Raw genomic sequence first — 17,803 nt, 5'->3', positions numbered from 1 at the left:
AGGGGGAAGATGAAAATGAAAAAGGTAGCCAATGTGAAAAATGTAAGCGCTTTATTGATTGTGGCCTTTCTCTTGCTTTTAGCAGCATGCGGAAACGAGGCAGCTGAATCAGGCGGGGACGGGGAGGCGCAAGCTGGTACGGAAACCGAAGCGCAAGTCATCACTGTTGCGCATCAGCAGCCGGACTCGCATCCTGTTCATATTTCGTTCACGGAGAAACTGAAACCGATGATTGAAGAAAACAGCAATGGTCAGCTGCAAGTTGAAATATACGGTGGCGGCCAACTGGGTGGAGAACGTGATGTCATGGAACAGACGCAGGCAGGACAAATTCATATTACCCATTTAAGTCCGATATTAGGGACGATTTACGAACCTGTTAACTTAACTGACCTTCCGTATTTATTTCGCGACTTTGATCATGTCGATCAAGTGCTCGATGGGGAACTAGGACAGGAAATATTGGACGGAATGGCGGCGGAGACCGGGTTGAGAGGACTGGCGTTTATTGATAACGGATTTCGGCAAATCACCAACAGCAGCAGGGAAATCAATTCGTTGGAGGATGTAAAGGGACTCAGTCTTCGGGTGCCGGAAGCTCCGATTTCCATCGCCAATCTTGAAGCGCTTGGGGCGAATGTGACGACAATTGCCTATAACGAGCTGTATAGTGCACTGCAGCAAGGGGTGGTTGACGGCCAGGAAAATGCCTATACAACCGCTGCTTCGGGAAAATTTTACGAAGTGCAGGATTATGTAGCTGAGACGAACCATATGTACGGGCAAAATATTATTCTTGCCAACGATAAATGGTTTACCGACCTCTCGCCAGAGCTACAGGAGGTCGTAACCGAAGCGGTAAAGGAAACGGCGCGTTATCACAACGAACTTCACCGTGGACAGGAAGCGGAAAATAAGCAGCTCCTCGTTGATAACGGCATGATTTTGACAACACCGGACTTAACGGAATTTAGAGAAGCAAGTGAAGTCGTCTATCAGAGTTTTTATCAGGAAAATCCGGATCTGGAAGAGCTGGTAGAAGAAATACGCCATCTTGGAGAATAGGCTGCATGCCGTACTCGCTGTTTTGCTGTGAGGCTTCCTTATGGCAGAGCAGCGAGGAATTATAGAAGAAAGGGTCATTCATATGTCCAAACAACAATCGAGCTTACAAGTTGAGCAGATGGAAATCGAAGAAGAGCTGCAATCGAAGCGGAAGAAGAAACGATTGATTATGCTGGAGAAGGCTGAGAACACCCTTGTTGCGACAATGCTGTTTCTCATCTTAATCGTTGTCATTGCTCAAGTTTATGCCCGCTTTGTGACGGGGAATTCCATTACTTGGGCCGGAGAGCTTTCCCGCTTTCTCGCTGTTTGGTTAATTTTCTTAGGCTCCGCCATTGCTTTGAGGCGTAATTTGCATATTCAGGTAGATAATGTATACAACAACGTTTCGGAAAAATTGGGTCTCGCTCTGTATGTATTGCGCGGTCTGATCATTCTGGCTTTTCTCGCGGTTATTTTCATCGGGAGCTTAGAGATGCTGGAAATCGTCTCGATGCAAACTTCACCAGGCCTAGGAATTCAGATGAATTTCGTTTATATCGTGATGCCGGTGTCCATTTGCTTGATGGTCGGCGTTGTGCTGTTTCAAATGTTCTTCAGATTCAGAAAGAAAAGAGGGTAGCGTATGTTGGCTTTGTTGCTTTTCCTAGTCGTTCTCTTTGCCTGCCTGGCCATCGGCATCCCGATTTTCATCGCCCTCGGGGTGGGAACAATCTCGATTTCCTTGTTTCTTACCGGCGGGATTCCGATTTCGATGCTTGGTCAGAAAATGATTACCGGTGTCGACAGCTTTCCGCTAATGGCGATTCCTCTTTTTATTCTTGCCGGAGAATTAATGAATACGAAAAGTATCTCCGGTCAGCTCGTCGAGTTTACGAAGGCGATCATTGGGCGTGTCAGAGGGGGCTTGGCGTATGTCGGGATCGGCACGAGCATGTTTTTTTCCAGCATTAGCGGCTCGGCCTCTGCAGGGACGGCCGCAGTTGGCGGCATTATGATTCCGGCGTTGAAAAAAGAAGGCTACCATAAGAACTTTGCCTCCGGCGTCATCGCGGCAGCTGGTTCGATTGGTCCGATTATTCCGCCGAGCATTCCGCTCATTATTTATGGCTTAACGGCCGAGGTATCGATTGGTCAGCTTTTTATCGCCGGCTATGTTCCGGGAGTGCTGATGGCGATTCTTTTTGCCGTAGTGGTGTTTTTTCACGCGAGAAAAGAGAATTACCCCATTGGATCAAAAATTTTCTTCCGTCAGTTTTTGAAAATTTCGTTAAAAACGATTCCGGCTTTTTTGCTGCCTGTTATTATAATGGGAGGAATTGTGATCGGGGCTTTTACGCCGACGGAATCTGCCGCTGTCGCCGCGGGCTATGCGTTTATTTTGTCGGTGATTGTGTTCAGGGAAATCTCTCTTAAAGAGCTTCCGAGTGTATTTGCGCGCGCCGCTTATGCTTCTTGCGTTATTATGATTGTTATCGCTTCGGCTAATTTATTGTCGTGGACATTAACGATTCAGCAAATTCCCGCGGCGATGACCGAAAGCTTGTTAACGATTACGGAAAACAAAATTCTTATTTTGCTGTTAATTAATTTTATCGTCATTATTCTCGGAATGTTCCTCGACGCCGGCTCGGTCATTTTAGTCGTCACACCGCTCTTTTTGCCGGCTATCCTGAATATCGGCTATGACCCGATTTTGTTTGGCGTCATGCTGGCGGTCAATTTAAGTATTGGTGTGTTGACGCCGCCTGTCGGACTGAATCTGTTTGTCGCCTCGTCGATCGGGAATGCCGGACTGTTTCAGGTTGCGAGGGCCTGTATTCCCTTTATTATTTGTATCATGGTTATTTTAGTGTTGATGATTGTTTTGCCTGACCTGTTTAATTATTTGCCGAACCTCTTTTACGGGTGACGGGGAGTTTTAGCTTGTATGTTTAAATAAGAAAAGGAAGGTGTTTTAAATGAAAACCGAAACAATCACACGAGAGCTTATGCTAATTAACGGAAAGTGGACAGAAGCAGCGGGAAAGGAATTTTTTCAAATTGAGAACCCGGCGAAACGGGGAACCGTTATTGCCGAAGTGCCGCGTGCGACAGCTGAGGATGTCGACAACGCCGTGCAGGCAGCGAACGAGGCGTTTGACAGTTGGAGAAAAGTGCCGGCGCGAGAACGGGGGCGGATGCTCTGGAAAATCGCTGATGCCGTTGATGCGCAGTTTGAAGAGCTGGCCCGGACGATTGCCACGGAAACGGGGAATGCCTTGAAAACACAGGCGAAAGGGGAAGCAAAGGGTGTCGTTGATGTCATTCGCTATTTCGGTGGCGTCGCCGGAGAGCTGAAAGGCGAAACCCTCCCTGTTGATAATCAACTCTTCGCTTATACCCAGCGAGAGCCATATGGCGTGATCGGCGGAATTATCCCATGGAATGCCCCGGTTCAGCTTGCCGCGTTAAAAATCGCGCCGGCGTTGGCGGCAGGGAATACGATCGTGTTGAAAGCAGCCGAGGATGCGCCATTAGGCGTGCTGAAGCTCGCTAAAATTTGCGCGGACATATTGCCGCCGGGTGTCGTCAACATTTTGACCGGCTTTGGTGAAGAGTGCGGCCTGCCACTGGCGAAGCATCCGCTTGTGAGAAAGCTGACATTTACCGGTTCGACGCAAACAGGAAAAATCATCATGCATGAAGCGGCTGAACGGATCATTCCGATTTCGTTAGAGCTTGGCGGGAAAAGCCCGCAAATTGTTTACCCTGATGCCGACAGTGAGAAGGTAATCGACAATGTGATGTCGGCAATGCGATTTGCGCGCCAAGGCCAGTCGTGCTCAGCCGGATCCCGTCTCTATTTGCATAAATCAATCTATGATTCCTTTGTTGAAAAGCTGATTGCGAAGGCGAAGCTTCTTCAAGTAGGCGATCCGCTTGATGAGAATAACGATATGGGCTCGATTATTAATGAGAAGCAGTATAACAAAGTTTGCTCCTACATCGAGGAAGGGATCAATCACCCCGATATCGAGCTGCTTCTCGGCGGATTACCACCGGCGGAAGGCCCGCTCTCAGAAGGGTATTTCCTTGAGCCGACGATCTTCGCCGCTCCTCATGATGATCTGCGTCTGGCGAAGGAAGAAATCTTCGGTCCGGTTTTAATCGTCATTCCGTGGGACGATGAAGAGGAAGTCATTAAGATGGCGAACAGAAGTGATTATGGGTTAGCTGCGTTTATTTGGACGAAGGATACGACCCGTGCGATGCGGACGGCAAATCTGCTTGAAGCCGGCTGGGTTCAAATCAACCGCGGCGGCGGAATGATGACGGGGCACTCGTACGGCGGCTATAAGCAAAGCGGAATTGGCCGTGAATATTCTTTGGAAAGTATGATTGAAAGTTTTACTCAGACAAAAAGTATCATGATTGATTTTGATGAATAAGGAACGCGCGCGGGGCCGGGCCGAAGGTGAAAAGCACCTTTGGTCCGGCCTCCTTGTTTTTGCCGGCCGATTGCCGACGCTATTAAAATTCTGAAAGTGATGTTAAAATATGGACAAGTAAGATCGTGTTAGTCCATTTTACATAATCGATTTGGGAGGGGAATGTTTGATGACTCAAACAGTTGGCTTTATCGGTACAGGTGTAATGGGAAAAGGTATGATCAGAAACTTGATGAAAGCAGGCTATACGTTACACGTTTATACGCGGACAAAAGCAAAGGCGGAAGAACTGCTGGCAGAAGGGGCCATCTGGAAGGAGACTCCGGCAGAGCTGGCGGCTGCCTCAGACGTCGTCATTACAATTGTCGGTTATCCCCGGGATGTAGAAGAAATTTATCTTGGTGAAAATGGAATTGTTGAACAGGCGAAGGCGGGCAGTTATATCATTGATATGACGACATCCTCGCCGCGGCTGGCCGTTGATATTTATCAAAAAGCAAAAGAAAAGCAACTATATGCCCTGGACGCTCCTGTGTCCGGAGGGGATATTGGGGCGCGTGACGGAAAGCTGTCAATCATGGTTGGCGGAGATGAAGAAGCTTTTCAGGCAGTGAAGCCAATTTTTGAAGCGATGGGAACGAATATTAGGTATCAAGGAGAGGCTGGCGCTGGGCAGCATACGAAATTAGCGAATCAGATTGCGATTGCCGGCAATATGCTCGGTGTGTGTGAAGCGATGGTTTATGCTGAAAAAGCCGGCCTTGACCAGCACAAAGTGCTGACGAGTATTACGACGGGAGCGGCGGGGAGCTGGTCGTTGAGCAATCTCGCTCCAAAGATGATTGATGGTGATTTCGCGCCTGGCTTTTACGTGAAACATTTTATTAAAGATATGACGATTGCGCTGGAATCGGCAGAAGAGATGGGACTGCTCACCCCGGCATTAAAGCAGGCAAAGACGATGTACGAAGAATTGGCGGCGATGGGGGAAGAAAACAGTGGAACCCAGGCGCTTTACCGCTGGTACCAAAGCAAGAGCTGAAAAAAAGCGTCTGAAGGGAAAGAATCCCTTTAGACGCTTTTTTCTAACAGGTGTGCAATTCTCTTAAAATGGATCCAAAAATCCTTGGTGGTGAGTAATGGGCTGCTGCAATCCTCCCCGGTTTTCAATTTCTTTAATAATTTCCCGGTGAATGGTTACACCTTCAGCATTCACATATGGAGCTATCTGCTGGAAACTGTGATGAAAAAAAGCAAGCTCATCGTCGCTCCAGTTCTGCTTTTCCACGGTAGAAAGCTCAGTCATATCACGACCGTCATACATCACATTCCCTCCTCTTTGCCTAGTGTGGCTGTTCGCAGTCGGAGCTATGCGCTATAATGTAAAGGTATGAAAAGGTATTGTTTCGAATTAATCGTTGCTGAAATGGAGGCATTTTAAGATGGAACAGAAGGTAGCCCTGGTCACTGGCAGCAGCCGCGGGATCGGGAAAAATATCGCGCTGAAATTAGCGGAGCGCGGGTATGATTTGGTGATTAATTATGCAAGAAGCAAGCAGGCGGCGCTTGATACGGCGCAGGAAATTGAAGCGCTCGGGCGAAAAGCGTTAGTCGTGAAGGCGAATGTCGGAAAGCCGGACAAAATCAAAGCGTTATTTGCCGAAATTGACGAGACGTTCGGAAGGCTCGATATATTGGTGAACAATGCGGCTTCCGGTGTGCTGCGACCGTTGATGGAGCTGGAGGAAAGTCATTGGGACTGGACGATGGATATAAACAGTAAGGCGCTTTTGTTTTGCGCTCAGGAAGCGGCAAAGCGGATGGAGAAAACCGGCGGCGGTCATATTGTCAGCCTCAGTTCGCTCGGGTCAATCCGCTATTTGAAAAATTACACGACAGTCGGTGTATCAAAAGCGGCCGTCGAGGCGTTAACGCGCTATCTGGCTGTTGAACTGGCGGAAAAAGGGATCATCGTCAATGCCGTATCCGGCGGCGCGGTCGATACCGATGCGTTGACTCACTTTCCGAACCGCGAGGAGCTTCTGGCGGACGCGGCGGCGCGGACCCCGGCTGGCCGGATTGTCGAGCCGGATGATCTGGCGAAAGCGGTGCTCTTTTTATTATCGGACGATGCGAAAATGATTCGCGGGCAGACGCTGATCGTTGATGGCGGGATTTCCCTGCTGGCCTAAAAAATTATTGTATAATCTTACACCTCCCCGGACATCTTAAGTATCGTGGAGGTGATATCACATGGACAAACAACAACAAGCTTCTAAAACAAATGCTCAACAAGTCCGTAAGCAAAACGCTGCTTCTGCGCAAAACCAAAGCTTCAACACTGAGTTTGCGAGCGAAACAAACGCTCAAGAAGTAAAACAGCAAAATGCTCAAGCGGAAGCTCGTAAAGGTCAAGCATCCGCTCAACAGCAACAACAGCAACAACGTCAACAATAATGTAAGCAAGTTGTATGAGATTGCGTCAAACAGGCAGGGAGCGAACCTAAACGGTTTTGCTTCCTGCTTTTTGTTATCGTTTCCTAAACAGAGAGAATCGTTGGGATGTTGTCGAGAACGTTTACTTTGTGCCTATCTATACATAATTTCCGCTTATTTTGCAGCAAAAAGCGCTAACCATTTCAAAACAGAATAGAACGAGTTATAATATAGAAGAATGAAGAGAATTTTTTACCGCAAGCAAACGTAATAGTAATGGATAGGGTAGGAAAAAAGGATGAGGGAACAAGTGAAGTGAGCGCGCGTTTTTGATGAGACCTACTGACGTCCGAAATTTTGTGAGGAAGGAGATCTTTATGAATTTTCCCAAAGTTGGAAGTCATATTCAGATCCAGAGCTATAAGCATAATGGATCGATTCATCGCATTTGGGAAGAAACAATTGTGCTTAAAGGGACGTCAAAGGTTGTAATAGGCGGGAATGATCGAATACTTGTGAAAGAATCTGACGGACGGAATTGGCGGACACGGGAGCCGGCCATTTGCTACTTTGATTCTGAACAATGGTTTAATACGATCGGAATGATTCGATCCGACGGAATTTATTACTATTGCAACCTTGGTTCACCTTTTACCTGGGATGAGGAAGCGTTAAAGTATATTGACTATGACCTAGATATTAAGGTGTATCCGGATATGACCTTTAAGCTCTTGGATGAGGATGAATATGAATTGCACAGTAAGCAAATGAATTATCCACCGGCTGTCGATGATTTGCTGAAACGGGGCGTCGATGAGTTGATTTCATGGATTCATCAACGGAAAGGCCCCTTTGCGCCGCAATTTGTTGAAAGCTGGTATGAACGGTTTTTGCAATATCGCTAAATAAGTCAGACAGGGGTGTGCCAAAAGGGTTACCTACCTTTTGGCACACCCCCTTCTCAGCGAATGAAAAGGGGGTGGCGAAACTGAATAGCATAAAGCGCTATCTGGCTTTCGTCAAGCCATATTGGAAGGAAATCATTCTGACGGTTTTAATTGGGGTGCTGAAATTCGGCATTCCTTTACTTTTGCCGTTAGTGATGATGTATGTGATTGATGACATCATTTTCGCAGAAGCGTTAGCTGATGATGAAAAGCTGTCACTTTTATTTAAAATCATGATTGGCATGTTTTTTATTTTTGTCGTTTTGCGCCCGCCGATTGAGTACTTCCGTCAGTACTTTGCCCAGTTCATCGGCAACAAGGTGCTGTATGATATCCGTGACCAACTGTTTACCCATATTCAGAAGCTCAGTTTGAAATTTTACTCCAATCGCAAGGTCGGGGAAATCATTTCGCGGGTGATTCACGATGTGGAACAAACGAAGACGTTTGTCATTACCGGACTAATGAATATTTGGCTGGACTTATTTACGATTATTATTGCGGTTATTATTATGTTGAATTTAAACGTCTGGCTGACAATTGTCGCGATTTCGATGTTTCCGCTTTACGGTTTTTCGATCAAGTTCTTTTACAGCAGGCTCCGTCATTTGACGCGTGTGCGTTCTCAGGCGCTTGCTGAGGTCCAGGGGCATCTTCATGAACGGGTACAAGGGATGAACGTCATTCGCAGCTTCGCGTTGGAGGAGTATGAGCAGGACCAGTTTGCCAAGCGGAATGGGCATTTTCTGACGAAAGCAATCGATCATACGAAATGGAACGCGAAAACCTTTGCCGTCGTCAATACGATTACCGATGTCGCCCCGCTGCTAGTCATTTTCGTCTCCGGTTATTTTGTCATTACCGGACAGCTTGAAGTAGGGGCGATGACCGCCTTTGTGCTCTATATGGAGCGGCTGTACGGCCCGCTTCGCCGGCTCGTAAATTCCTCGACGACATTGACGCAGGCTATTGCTTCGATGGATCGTGTATTTGAATTTATTGATGAAAAGTATGATATTGTCGATCGCTCTTCTGCAACTCCGCTCAAACGGGCGCAAGGCAGCTTTGAATTTGACAATGTAACCTTTCGCTACAATGAAGATGAGGAACCGGTTTTAAAAAATTTACAGCTCAAAGTAGAACGGGGAGAGACGATCGCCTTTGTCGGGATGAGCGGCGGAGGAAAGAGCACGCTCATTAGTCTGCTGCCGCGCTTTTATGATGTCACCGAAGGACGGATTCTCTTGGATGGCAAGGATTTGCGCGACTATCAGGTCCGCACGCTGCGCGACAATATCGGCATGGTGCTGCAGGATAATATTCTGTTCAGTCATTCCGTCAAGGCGAATATTTTGATGGGGCGGCCTGACGCCACTGACGAAGAAGTAGTTGCCGCTGCAAAAGCTGCTAATGCGCACGGCTTCATTATGTCCCTGCCGAACGGCTATGAGACGGAGGTCGGCGAAAGAGGCGTGAAGCTTTCAGGCGGTCAAAAGCAACGCGTGGCGATTGCCAGAGTCTTTTTGAAAAATCCGCCGATCCTGATTTTTGATGAGGCGACTTCGGCGCTTGATTTGGAAAGCGAACATTATATTCAAGAGGCGCTTGAAAAATTGGCGCGTGATCGCACGACCTTTATCGTCGCCCACAGGCTCTCGACGATTACCCACGCGGATCGGATCGTCGTCATTGAAAATGGCGAAATTGTCGAGTCCGGCAGTCACGAGGACCTAATGGTCAAAGGCGGCAGCTATCAGAAATTATTCGAGGTTCAGCAGCTTTAAAAGGGGCTTGGCAAAAGGTGAAAAAACAACCTTTTTGCCAAGCCCTCTTTTCAGTCATCTTCAGGATCTTTGATTTTGACTTCATTTTCTAATTTGTGGTAGTTGAAGAAGCTGTCGACAAGCTGGTCGAGATGTTCAAGCTGCTCCTGGTATTCAATCATTTGCGAGACGATTGGCAGCAGCTGGAGCCATTGCTCATGTGTGGTGCAGTCCTGTTCCCGCAATTCAATAAAGCAGGAGACGAGCTGTTCCTTGCCGCTGTTCATCCGTTCGGTCAATTCCTCCGGATGGTGCGAATGAACTTTCCCGACATAGCGCAGTAAAATCAAGTCATGATAGGCGGTTAAATAGTCGAGCTGCTTTTCAAATTTCTTTTGGATCTTGTCGGAAGTATGATTCAATGCTTCCGCCCGCCGTTCGAGGTTTTTCAGCACACTGAATGCTTTTTTTGTCGTGACGAGCATTTGGCGGAATAAGACAACTTTACGTGCTTTGCCGTATTTGTTCCGCTGAAAATAATTGCGCTCTTCCTTATATAAAAGATACAGGTTTTCGATTTTAATCATGCTCTCTTCCAGGCGGCCCAAGTCTTTTTTCAGCGCGCGCGGGTCAGCGTCGTTGCGAATAAAAAGCATCGTCCACTGGTTGATGTCTTCCGTCGCCTTTTGCAGCTTGTGATAGAGCTTCGTTTCATAGCGCGGTGGAACGAAGACGAGATTGACAATAAAGGCGGAAATCACCCCGAGCAAAATTAAGAAAAAGCGGCCGGTAGAAAACTCGATAAAGTTATCGGCCGGGCTCTCCATCACGATGATAACGGTAATAATCGCCAATGGAATCGTTGAAGACTCGAGCTTCACTTTTAAAATGATCGCGATCGCGATGACGACGACGATTCCGATAACGAACGGCTCATGGCCAAAGGTCATCACGAAAATAACGCCTAGAACCGCACCGATCAGGTTGGCTTGCACTTGATCCAAAATCGTTTGAAATGTGCGGTAAATAGATGGCTGAACAGCGAATGCGGCAGCGAGGGCGGCGAAAACCGGCGGCTCAAGCCCGAGCCATATCGCTAAATACAGGGAAATCATAATGGCAAGACCCGTTTTAAAAATACGAGCTCCAAGTTTCATATAAAAATGATGTCCTTTCTTGTTTTCCGTTTAGTTTCTCTTACATCTAGTATTGCAATTATCATTACTCAATACCCTTCATAAAAGATTACCGAACGTAATATACAATATCTGCCGGAAAGCGGCAAGTGATTTTTTTCAGAAAGATGAAAAGAGGTCTTTTTGAGGAAGCTGCTGAAAAAGTGCGATTTTCACTTTTTCAGCAGCTTTTTCGTAATGAGCGTAACCATTGCCTGGTTTTGAAAGCCTTGCTACGAGCGGGTTTCTCGAAGCAAGGCGCGGAGCTATTCCTCTTTCTCGAGTTGCGAAAAACATTTGGAGGAACGAAATGACTTAGGAGGCTGTTATTTAATTCATCGCTGCGAAAGCTTGATCAACCGCGTCTAACGTTTTCTCGATATCTTCTTCTGTGTGGGCGATCGTCAGGAACCACGCTTCGAATTTCGACGGCGCGATATGAACGCCGCGTTTTAGCAGTTCCTTGAAAAAGATGCCGAATTTCTCGCTGTCGGTTTTTTCGGCCTGCTCATAATTGGTGATCCGCTCAGCGCCAAAATAAATCGTCAGCGCGCCTTTGAGACGGTTAACGGTGACAGTCTGTTGATGCTTCTCGGCAAGGGTCAGCATTCCTTCTTCAAGCTTTGCTCCAATCTGATCGAGCCGCTCATACAGTCCGCTTTCCTGCAAAACTTCCAGGCAGGCAATGCCGGCGCTCATGGAAGCTGGATTACCGGCCATTGTACCGGCCTGATAGGCTGGCCCGAGCGGGGCAACCTTTTCCATAATGTCCACCCGGCCGCCATAGGCGCCAATCGGCAGGCCGCCGCCGATGATTTTCCCGAGCGCCGTCATATCCGGTTCGACTCCTAAATAGTTTTGCGCGCCGCCATACATGAAGCGGAAGGCGGTGATCACTTCGTCATAAATAACGAGAGCGCCGGCATCATGTGTAAGCTCATTGACTGCTTCAAGGAAGCCTGGTGCCGGCTCGACGATGCCGAAGTTGCCGACAATCGGTTCCACGAGAACGGCGGCGATGTCGCAGCCCCATTTATCAATTGCCTGCTTGTATGCGTTGATGTCATTAAAAGGTACGGTGATCACTTCTTTGGCGATGCTCTTTGTCACCCCGGCGGAGTCAGGCGTGCCCAACGTAGAAGGTCCCGAACCGGCGGCGACGAGGACGAGGTCGGAATGGCCGTGATAGCACCCGGCGAATTTGATGATTTTATCGCGTCCCGTATAAGCTCTGGCGACGCGGATCGTTGTCATCACCGCTTCTGTGCCGGAGTTGACAAACCGCACTTTTTCGAGCGATGGAATCGCTTCTTTCAGCATTTTCGCGAACTGATTTTCCAATTTCGTCGGTGTTCCGTACAGGACGCCGTTTTCGGCAGCACGGGTGATCGCTTCTGTAATATGAGGATGAGCATGTCCCGTAATAATCGGGCCGTATGCCGCCAAGTAATCAATGTAACGGTTTCCGTCAACATCCCAGAAGTAAGCCCCTTTGGCCCGCTCCATAAACACAGGGGTGCCGCCGCCGACGCCCTTATAAGCCCGTGACGGGCTGTTAACGCCGCCGACGATATGCTCTTGAGCTTCTTTATATAAGGCTTCTGATTGTGAATGATTCATGTTATACCCTCCAGCTGTGGTCAATTTGCTAAGAATTCCTGTTCTTATTCAACCATACAACTCTTGTCATCAGCAAGGCCAGCCTCTTCTAAAATGCGCCAGACAAGCATAATGATCAAGGGAGGGGGAACAATGATGACAATGCTTTTATATGGTATTTTAGTTACGGCGACGACAGGGACGATCGTCAGCCTTCTGCTGCTGCTTCGTTACCGACCGTCGCGCGGGGCTTATGCTGTATCTCTTCGTCATTTTACTTTGCTTGTGCTAGTTTACATCACCGTGATCCTTTCCTTTTCCATTCTGTATCTTGGATTAGAGCTGTTGGGCGTTCATGTCTTGGTCGAAGCGAATCATTCGATTCAAGGGCCGATGCCGCATATGCTTGAAGATATTATTTACTTTAGCGCTGTGACCTTGCTTTCAGTCGGCTACGGGGATTTAGTGCCAATTGGAGTGGGCCGGATCATCGCCGTGATTCAGGCGCTTTTTGGGTACCTTCTCCCGGCGGCCTTTGTCGTGACAACCGTCTTCCATGTAAAAAGCAAGGGTGGTTAGTTGTCTTCCAGCTTAAATTCGGCTACGCTTAAAGAAATCGTATGGAAAGGATGATTCGATGAAAGCTCAAATTGGACAAGAAGCTCCTCCATTTACTCTTCCGTCAAGCAACGGAGAAACGGTGTCACTGGCAGACTTTAAAGGAAAGACCGTTGTGCTTTATTTTTATCCAAAGGATATGACTCCAGGCTGCACGACACAGGCGTGCGACTTTCGTGACCGGATTGACGATTTCTCCGGTCTGAATACGGTGATTCTTGGTGTAAGTCCGGACCCGGTTGACCGTCATAAAAAATTTATTGATAAATATGAGCTGCCCTTTCAGCTGCTTGCCGATGAGGATCATCAAGTGGCCGAGGATTATGGCGTATGGAAGCTAAAAAAGAATTTCGGTAAGGAATATATGGGAATTGAACGTTCAACCTTTGTCATTGATAAAGACGGGATCTTAGTGAAGGAATGGAGAAAGGTCCGTGTGAAAGACCATGTGGAGGAAGCGTTGACCTACATTAAAGATGAACTTGAAAGCTGAGTAACAGCTGTACATGAGAGGGATGGCCGGGGAAAGGACAGGCTCCCCCCGTTACATTCTCCGTGAAAGAACCCCACTTTCATGGAGAATGAAGATATTGAACGGGTCCGCGCAATGCTTCTAAGAAAAAGCCTGCGCGCTTTTCTTAAAGGATTTCTCGTACGAACCACGAATCATTCACTTGAATAAATTACTAATGAACACCTAATAGAAATGGGGGGTAACATGAAGCTCTTAGTATGTATTATTGATAACATGTATGCCAATGAGGTAGAAACTCAACTGAGAAAGCAAGGCTATCGAATGACAGAGTTGGCCAGTTCCGGAGGCTTCTGGAGAAAAGGGAACACGACTTTTCTTTTTGGGGTTGAGGAAGCGGATCTTCCCGGGTTATCAGACGCCCTTAAAGCAGCCTGCCTTGATGTGGAAAAGAAGAAACAAAGGGCAAGCAAACAAGAGCATCGGTATACCTCCTTTTTGTTGCAAGTGAAGGATGCGGCTCCTTTGTTAAATATTTGAGAGCGTTGACAGAGAAGGCTTTTGCATATTATACTTATTATAAGGTAAGAATGGTTTTCTTTTGAAAGAGAGGTGCATGACAATGTCTGCCCATCGCTTGCAAGATGCACTTGATGCGTTGAAAAACACCCGCGTGCGTATGACTCCGCAACGTCATGCGATTTTGGAATTTTTATATGAATCAATGACTCATCCGACAGCTGACGATATTTATAAGGCGTTGGAGGGTCGTTTTCCCAATATGAGTGTGGCAACCGTTTATAATAACCTGCGGGTCTTTAAGGAAGCAGGGATCGTTAAAGAGCTGACATATGGAGACTCATCGAGCAGATTTGATTCGGTTACCTCTGATCACTACCATGTGATCTGTGGGAATTGTGGAAAGATCGTCGACTTTCATTATCCTGGGTTAGACGAGGTGGAAACGCTGGCGGAGCATGTGACAGGCTTTAAAGTTCATAGTCACCGGATGGAGATTTATGGAACGTGCCCATCGTGTCAAGGAGAAAAGGTCAATCATTAAAGGGGCTGGGACAAAGGGTGTTTTTCACCTTTTGCCCAGCCCCTAAGAATGTGGTAAGTGAAGCCATTGCACCTATATGCTCTTAGTGTTTGGTGCCTGTCCGACACGGACAGGCACTTTCTTATTGCTTCGATTTTGATTTGCGGTTATAGGTTTCGTCAAATTCTTTTCCTTCGAGTGATTTATCTAACGTTAATGGCTCGCTGCAATGCATGCAGGCATCAACCCGGCCAAGCATTTTTGTCGCTCCGCCACAGCTGGGACACACAACCTGAATCGTCCTCGTCGACAGCATTCCGATCCAAAAGTAGACGACGGTACTTCCGATCACAAATAAAAAACCGAGCAGCATCGTAATGGTCATCAGAATAACCGATTGTCTGAAGAAGATGCCGATATACATCACAAGGATGCCGATAAACACAAGTGACAACGCAAAGGTTCTGATCTTATTAATTTTGTTCGTGTATTTTAAAGCCATGATTGTCCCTCCTAGCATGTAGTATAGCATATGGCGGTCAATTCAACATCCGTTCGATTCTGTAAGAGTGGCAGGAGATTTCTCGTGGGCGTCGAAGAAGATAGTTCTGCATCGGTATTTTTTGATTTGAGAAAGGAGTTTGATGGTAATGGAAGGAACACTGCGTCAATTATATCAGGACAGAGCCGGCTTGGAGGAAACGCTGGCTATTATGTTAATTGAAAAGGAGATGTCCCCGCTGTCCATTACCGATGGCTCTGAAGTTGTTATCCTTCTTATTCATAATAAGCCTGAAGAGGAATGGCAGGTAAAGCATTACGAGGTGGATGGCAAACAGGTTTCGTTTCATTTCTTAAGTCAATGCTTGATGCATCAGGTTTTAATTGCCGGAAATCAGCGCCGGTTAATAGATTGGCTCGTCAATGGGAAGATTGTTTTTGACCGGAATGAGTTTTTAATGGGGATTAAAGATAGAATTGAATCCTTCCCGCCCAAGGACCGTTCGAAAAAAATGACGATTCAATTCACAAAGCTGCTCAGAAGGTTTGAGGAAGGAAGAACGTTGTTCAGACATCAGCATTACTTCGATGCATACAGCCATATGATGCATGCGTTGCATCATTTAGCACGTTTATCGGTTATTCATCACGGCTATTATCCGGAAGTGACGGTTTGGGAGCAGGTTCGTCATATTGAACCGCAAACGTACAAGCTTTATCAGGAGCTATTGAAGAGTGAAGAACCGTTGGAAAAGCGGATTGAGCTTCTTATTTTAGCGACGGAATTCGCTGTTCATTCCAAAACGAGCGTCGGTAGCCAGCATTTTCTTTCTATTATTGAAGAGGGACCGTCGACGATGGCCGATTATATGGAGCATCCGGAAGTCGAGGATTACCGCGTCGATTTAGAATTGTTGGTCCAGCATTTAGTTGAAAAAGGTTTTCTTTCAACGGAAGAGGAAAAAACAAAAGCGGAAGGAATAACAAAAATCACTTATTTTCTTGAAAAAATATGTTGACGTCATTTTGTAGGTGTGATAAATTATTACTTGTCGCCGCTGAGGTGATGAAATAATTTAAATTAACCCTTGACGCGAAATGTCAACCGGTGTTAAGATATAAAAGTCGCCATTGGCGATTCGAGTTCTTTGAAAACTGAACAAAAGCCAAGCGAAAAAAAGGTGACGAATGTCACCGTCAAAAAAGCCAGCGGAGCCTGCACAGGATGCAGTGTGAAGCGACTTTCAAATTATTAACGTAAGAGCTTAATCAGCTCACCATTTTTATGGAGAGTTTGATCCTGGCTCAGGACGAACGCTGGCGGCGTGCCTAATACATGCAAGTCGAGCGGATGAACCTGATTGATTCCTTCGGGATGACGTCAGGGGATTCAGCGGCGGACGGGTGAGTAACACGTGGGCAACCTGCCCCTCAGACTGGGATAACATCGAGAAATCGGTGCTAATACCGGATAATTTTCGGGATCGCATGATCCCGTTATAAAAGATGGCTTCGGCTATCACTGGGGGATGGGCCCGCGGCGCATTAGCTAGTTGGTGAGGTAGAGGCTCACCAAGGCGACGATGCGTAGCCGACCTGAGAGGGTGATCGGCCACACTGGGACTGAGACACGGCCCAGACTCCTACGGGAGGCAGCAGTAGGGAATCTTCCGCAATGGACGAAAGTCTGACGGAGCAACGCCGCGTGAGTGATGAAGGGTTTCGGCTCGTAAAGCTCTGTTGTCAGGGAAGAACAAGTATCGTTCGAATAGGGCGGTACCTTGACGGTACCTGACCAGAAAGCCACGGCTAACTACGTGCCAGCAGCCGCGGTAATACGTAGGTGGCAAGCGTTGTCCGGAATTATTGGGCGTAAAGCGCGCGCAGGCGGTTTCTTAAGTCTGATGTGAAAGCCCCCGGCTCAACCGGGGAGGGTCATTGGAAACTGGGAGACTTGAGTACAGAAGAGGAGAGTGGAATTCCACGTGTAGCGGTGAAATGCGTAGATATGTGGAGGAACACCAGTGGCGAAGGCGACTCTCTGGTCTGTAACTGACGCTGAGGCGCGAAAGCGTGGGGAGCAAACAGGATTAGATACCCTGGTAGTCCACGCCGTAAACGATGAGTGCTAGGTGTTAGGGGTTTCGATGCCCTTAGTGCCGAAGTTAACACATTAAGCACTCCGCCTGGGGAGTACGACCGCAAGGTTGAAACTCAAAGGAATTGACGGGGGCCCGCACAAGCAGTGGAGCATGTGGTTTAATTCGAAGCAACGCGAAGAACCTTACCAGGTCTTGACATCCTTTGACCACTCTGGAGACAGAGCTTTCCCCTTCGGGGGACAAAGTGACAGGTGGTGCATGGTTGTCGTCAGCTCGTGTCGTGAGATGTTGGGTTAAGTCCCGCAACGAGCGCAACCCTTGACCTTAGTTGCCAGCATTGAGTTGGGCACTCTAAGGTGACTGCCGGTGACAAACCGGAGGAAGGTGGGGATGACGTCAAATCATCATGCCCCTTATGACCTGGGCTACACACGTGCTACAATGGATGGTACAAAGGGCAGCGAAGCCGCGAGGTGGAGCCAATCCCATAAAGCCATTCTCAGTTCGGATTGCAGGCTGCAACTCGCCTGCATGAAGCCGGAATTGCTAGTAATCGCGGATCAGCATGCCGCGGTGAATACGTTCCCGGGCCTTGTACACACCGCCCGTCACACCACGAGAGTTTGTAACACCCGAAGTCGGTGGGGTAACC

The 17,803-nt window shown here is 47.6% G+C and carries 18 protein-coding genes and 1 rRNA gene; 15 read left to right on the top strand and 4 right to left on the bottom strand.

What is annotated here, in order from left to right:
- Positions 1-15: 15 nt before the first annotated feature.
- The 5 genes from M3202_RS09660 to M3202_RS09640 all read left to right on the top strand — a co-directional run bounded on the left by M3202_RS09660 (position 16) and on the right by M3202_RS09640 (position 5,538).
- Positions 16-1,065, top strand: a complete 1,050-nt coding sequence (locus M3202_RS09660) for a TRAP transporter substrate-binding protein (RefSeq protein WP_251223138.1) — start codon at positions 16-18, stop codon at positions 1,063-1,065.
- A 40-nt stretch (positions 1,066-1,105) separates the two neighbouring features.
- Positions 1,106-1,687, top strand: coding sequence for a TRAP transporter small permease (locus M3202_RS09655; protein ID WP_251223137.1), 582 nt, complete (start codon positions 1,106-1,108; stop codon positions 1,685-1,687).
- A gap of 3 nt (positions 1,688-1,690) precedes the next feature.
- Entirely contained in the window at positions 1,691-2,977 is a 1,287-nt protein-coding gene (locus M3202_RS09650; protein ID WP_251223136.1) for a TRAP transporter large permease, read from the top strand.
- A 49-nt stretch (positions 2,978-3,026) separates the two neighbouring features.
- A complete protein-coding gene (locus M3202_RS09645; protein ID WP_251223135.1) occupies positions 3,027-4,496 on the top strand; it encodes an aldehyde dehydrogenase family protein in 1,470 nt (489 codons plus the stop codon).
- 169 nt (positions 4,497-4,665) lie between these two features.
- Complete coding sequence (locus tag M3202_RS09640) at positions 4,666-5,538, top strand: NAD(P)-dependent oxidoreductase (protein WP_251223134.1); 873 nt, start codon at positions 4,666-4,668, stop codon at positions 5,536-5,538.
- A 63-nt stretch (positions 5,539-5,601) separates the two neighbouring features.
- Here M3202_RS09640 and M3202_RS09635 read toward each other — a convergent pair whose 3' ends face one another.
- Complete coding sequence (locus M3202_RS09635; protein ID WP_251223271.1) at positions 5,602-5,820, bottom strand: mother cell protein YfhS; 219 nt, start codon at positions 5,818-5,820, stop codon at positions 5,602-5,604.
- Positions 5,821-5,938: 118 nt separating this feature from the next.
- On the opposite strand from M3202_RS09635, the gene fabL reads away from it, so the two are divergent.
- From fabL to M3202_RS09615, 4 genes are all read left to right on the top strand, one after another.
- Entirely contained in the window at positions 5,939-6,688 is a 750-nt protein-coding gene (fabL, locus tag M3202_RS09630) for an enoyl-[acyl-carrier-protein] reductase FabL (RefSeq protein WP_251194967.1), read from the top strand.
- Positions 6,689-6,749: 61 nt separating this feature from the next.
- On the top strand, positions 6,750-6,953 hold the full coding sequence (locus M3202_RS09625; RefSeq protein WP_251223133.1) for a gamma-type small acid-soluble spore protein: 204 nt from the start codon (positions 6,750-6,752) through the stop codon (positions 6,951-6,953).
- A gap of 356 nt (positions 6,954-7,309) precedes the next feature.
- A complete protein-coding gene (gene ntdP / locus M3202_RS09620; RefSeq protein WP_251194969.1) occupies positions 7,310-7,837 on the top strand; it encodes a nucleoside tri-diphosphate phosphatase in 528 nt (175 codons plus the stop codon).
- A gap of 83 nt (positions 7,838-7,920) precedes the next feature.
- Entirely contained in the window at positions 7,921-9,663 is a 1,743-nt protein-coding gene (locus tag M3202_RS09615; protein WP_251223270.1) for an ABC transporter ATP-binding protein, read from the top strand.
- A gap of 50 nt (positions 9,664-9,713) precedes the next feature.
- Here the strand turns inward: M3202_RS09615 and M3202_RS09610 are convergent, their stop codons facing one another.
- The gene (locus M3202_RS09610) at positions 9,714-10,799 is read right to left on the bottom strand and encodes an aromatic acid exporter family protein (protein ID WP_251194971.1); all 1,086 of its coding nucleotides are present in this window, start codon (positions 10,797-10,799) and stop codon (positions 9,714-9,716) included.
- Positions 10,800-11,147: 348 nt separating this feature from the next.
- Positions 11,148-12,437: a glutamate-1-semialdehyde 2,1-aminomutase gene (locus M3202_RS09605; RefSeq protein WP_251223132.1), complete on the bottom strand. Its 1,290-nt coding sequence runs from the start codon at positions 12,435-12,437 to the stop codon at positions 11,148-11,150.
- Between the two features lie 132 nt (positions 12,438-12,569).
- Here M3202_RS09605 and M3202_RS09600 point away from each other — a divergent pair, with 132 nt between their 5' ends.
- The 4 genes from M3202_RS09600 (at position 12,570) to perR (ending at position 14,569) form a co-directional block, all read left to right on the top strand.
- Entirely contained in the window at positions 12,570-12,995 is a 426-nt protein-coding gene (locus tag M3202_RS09600; protein WP_251223131.1) for a potassium channel family protein, read from the top strand.
- 58 nt (positions 12,996-13,053) lie between these two features.
- The gene (gene bcp / locus M3202_RS09595; RefSeq protein WP_251194974.1) at positions 13,054-13,527 is read left to right on the top strand and encodes a thioredoxin-dependent thiol peroxidase; all 474 of its coding nucleotides are present in this window, start codon (positions 13,054-13,056) and stop codon (positions 13,525-13,527) included.
- A gap of 225 nt (positions 13,528-13,752) precedes the next feature.
- A complete protein-coding gene (locus M3202_RS09590) occupies positions 13,753-14,046 on the top strand; it encodes a cyclic-di-AMP receptor (protein WP_251194975.1) in 294 nt (97 codons plus the stop codon).
- Between the two features lie 82 nt (positions 14,047-14,128).
- A complete protein-coding gene (perR, locus tag M3202_RS09585) occupies positions 14,129-14,569 on the top strand; it encodes a peroxide-responsive transcriptional repressor PerR (RefSeq protein ID WP_251223130.1) in 441 nt (146 codons plus the stop codon).
- A 121-nt stretch (positions 14,570-14,690) separates the two neighbouring features.
- Here the strand turns inward: perR and M3202_RS09580 are convergent, their stop codons facing one another.
- Positions 14,691-15,050 (bottom strand): YgzB family protein, encoded by a 360-nt coding sequence (locus M3202_RS09580; protein ID WP_251223129.1) that lies wholly within the window; start codon positions 15,048-15,050, stop codon positions 14,691-14,693.
- Positions 15,051-15,198: 148 nt separating this feature from the next.
- Here M3202_RS09580 and M3202_RS09575 point away from each other — a divergent pair, with 148 nt between their 5' ends.
- Both M3202_RS09575 and M3202_RS09570 read left to right on the top strand, forming a co-directional pair.
- Positions 15,199-16,068 (top strand): nucleotidyltransferase-like protein, encoded by an 870-nt coding sequence (locus M3202_RS09575; protein WP_251223128.1) that lies wholly within the window; start codon positions 15,199-15,201, stop codon positions 16,066-16,068.
- Between the two features lie 263 nt (positions 16,069-16,331).
- Positions 16,332-17,803, top strand: a 16S ribosomal RNA gene (locus M3202_RS09570); the annotation flags it as partial.

Origin of the sequence: Halalkalibacter oceani, assembly GCF_023715605.1 — a bacterium.
Classification (GTDB): domain Bacteria; phylum Bacillota; class Bacilli; order Bacillales; family Bacillaceae_D; genus Halalkalibacter; species Halalkalibacter oceani.
Note: the sequence above shows the minus strand (reverse complement) of the source record. Positions and strands in the feature narration are given on the sequence as shown.

Excerpts from the sequence above, each read along its gene's own strand:
- M3202_RS09660 (WP_251223138.1), top strand. The coding sequence starts at position 16 with ATGAAAAAGGTAGCCAATGTGAAAAATGTAAGCGCTTTATTGATTGTG.
- M3202_RS09655 (WP_251223137.1), top strand. The coding sequence starts at position 1,106 with ATGGCAGAGCAGCGAGGAATTATAGAAGAAAGGGTCATTCATATGTCC.
- M3202_RS09650 (WP_251223136.1), top strand. The coding sequence starts at position 1,691 with ATGTTGGCTTTGTTGCTTTTCCTAGTCGTTCTCTTTGCCTGCCTGGCC.
- M3202_RS09645 (WP_251223135.1), top strand. The coding sequence starts at position 3,027 with ATGAAAACCGAAACAATCACACGAGAGCTTATGCTAATTAACGGAAAG.
- M3202_RS09640 (WP_251223134.1), top strand. The coding sequence starts at position 4,666 with ATGACTCAAACAGTTGGCTTTATCGGTACAGGTGTAATGGGAAAAGGT.
- M3202_RS09635 (WP_251223271.1), bottom strand. The coding sequence starts at position 5,820 with ATGTATGACGGTCGTGATATGACTGAGCTTTCTACCGTGGAAAAGCAG.
- fabL (WP_251194967.1), top strand. The coding sequence starts at position 5,939 with ATGGAACAGAAGGTAGCCCTGGTCACTGGCAGCAGCCGCGGGATCGGG.
- M3202_RS09625 (WP_251223133.1), top strand. The coding sequence starts at position 6,750 with ATGGACAAACAACAACAAGCTTCTAAAACAAATGCTCAACAAGTCCGT.
- ntdP (WP_251194969.1), top strand. The coding sequence starts at position 7,310 with ATGAATTTTCCCAAAGTTGGAAGTCATATTCAGATCCAGAGCTATAAG.
- M3202_RS09610 (WP_251194971.1), bottom strand. The coding sequence starts at position 10,799 with ATGAAACTTGGAGCTCGTATTTTTAAAACGGGTCTTGCCATTATGATT.
- M3202_RS09605 (WP_251223132.1), bottom strand. The coding sequence starts at position 12,437 with ATGAATCATTCACAATCAGAAGCCTTATATAAAGAAGCTCAAGAGCAT.
- M3202_RS09600 (WP_251223131.1), top strand. The coding sequence starts at position 12,570 with ATGATGACAATGCTTTTATATGGTATTTTAGTTACGGCGACGACAGGG.
- bcp (WP_251194974.1), top strand. The coding sequence starts at position 13,054 with ATGAAAGCTCAAATTGGACAAGAAGCTCCTCCATTTACTCTTCCGTCA.
- M3202_RS09590 (WP_251194975.1), top strand. The coding sequence starts at position 13,753 with ATGAAGCTCTTAGTATGTATTATTGATAACATGTATGCCAATGAGGTA.
- perR (WP_251223130.1), top strand. The coding sequence starts at position 14,129 with ATGTCTGCCCATCGCTTGCAAGATGCACTTGATGCGTTGAAAAACACC.
- M3202_RS09580 (WP_251223129.1), bottom strand. The coding sequence starts at position 15,050 with ATGGCTTTAAAATACACGAACAAAATTAATAAGATCAGAACCTTTGCG.
- M3202_RS09575 (WP_251223128.1), top strand. The coding sequence starts at position 15,199 with ATGGAAGGAACACTGCGTCAATTATATCAGGACAGAGCCGGCTTGGAG.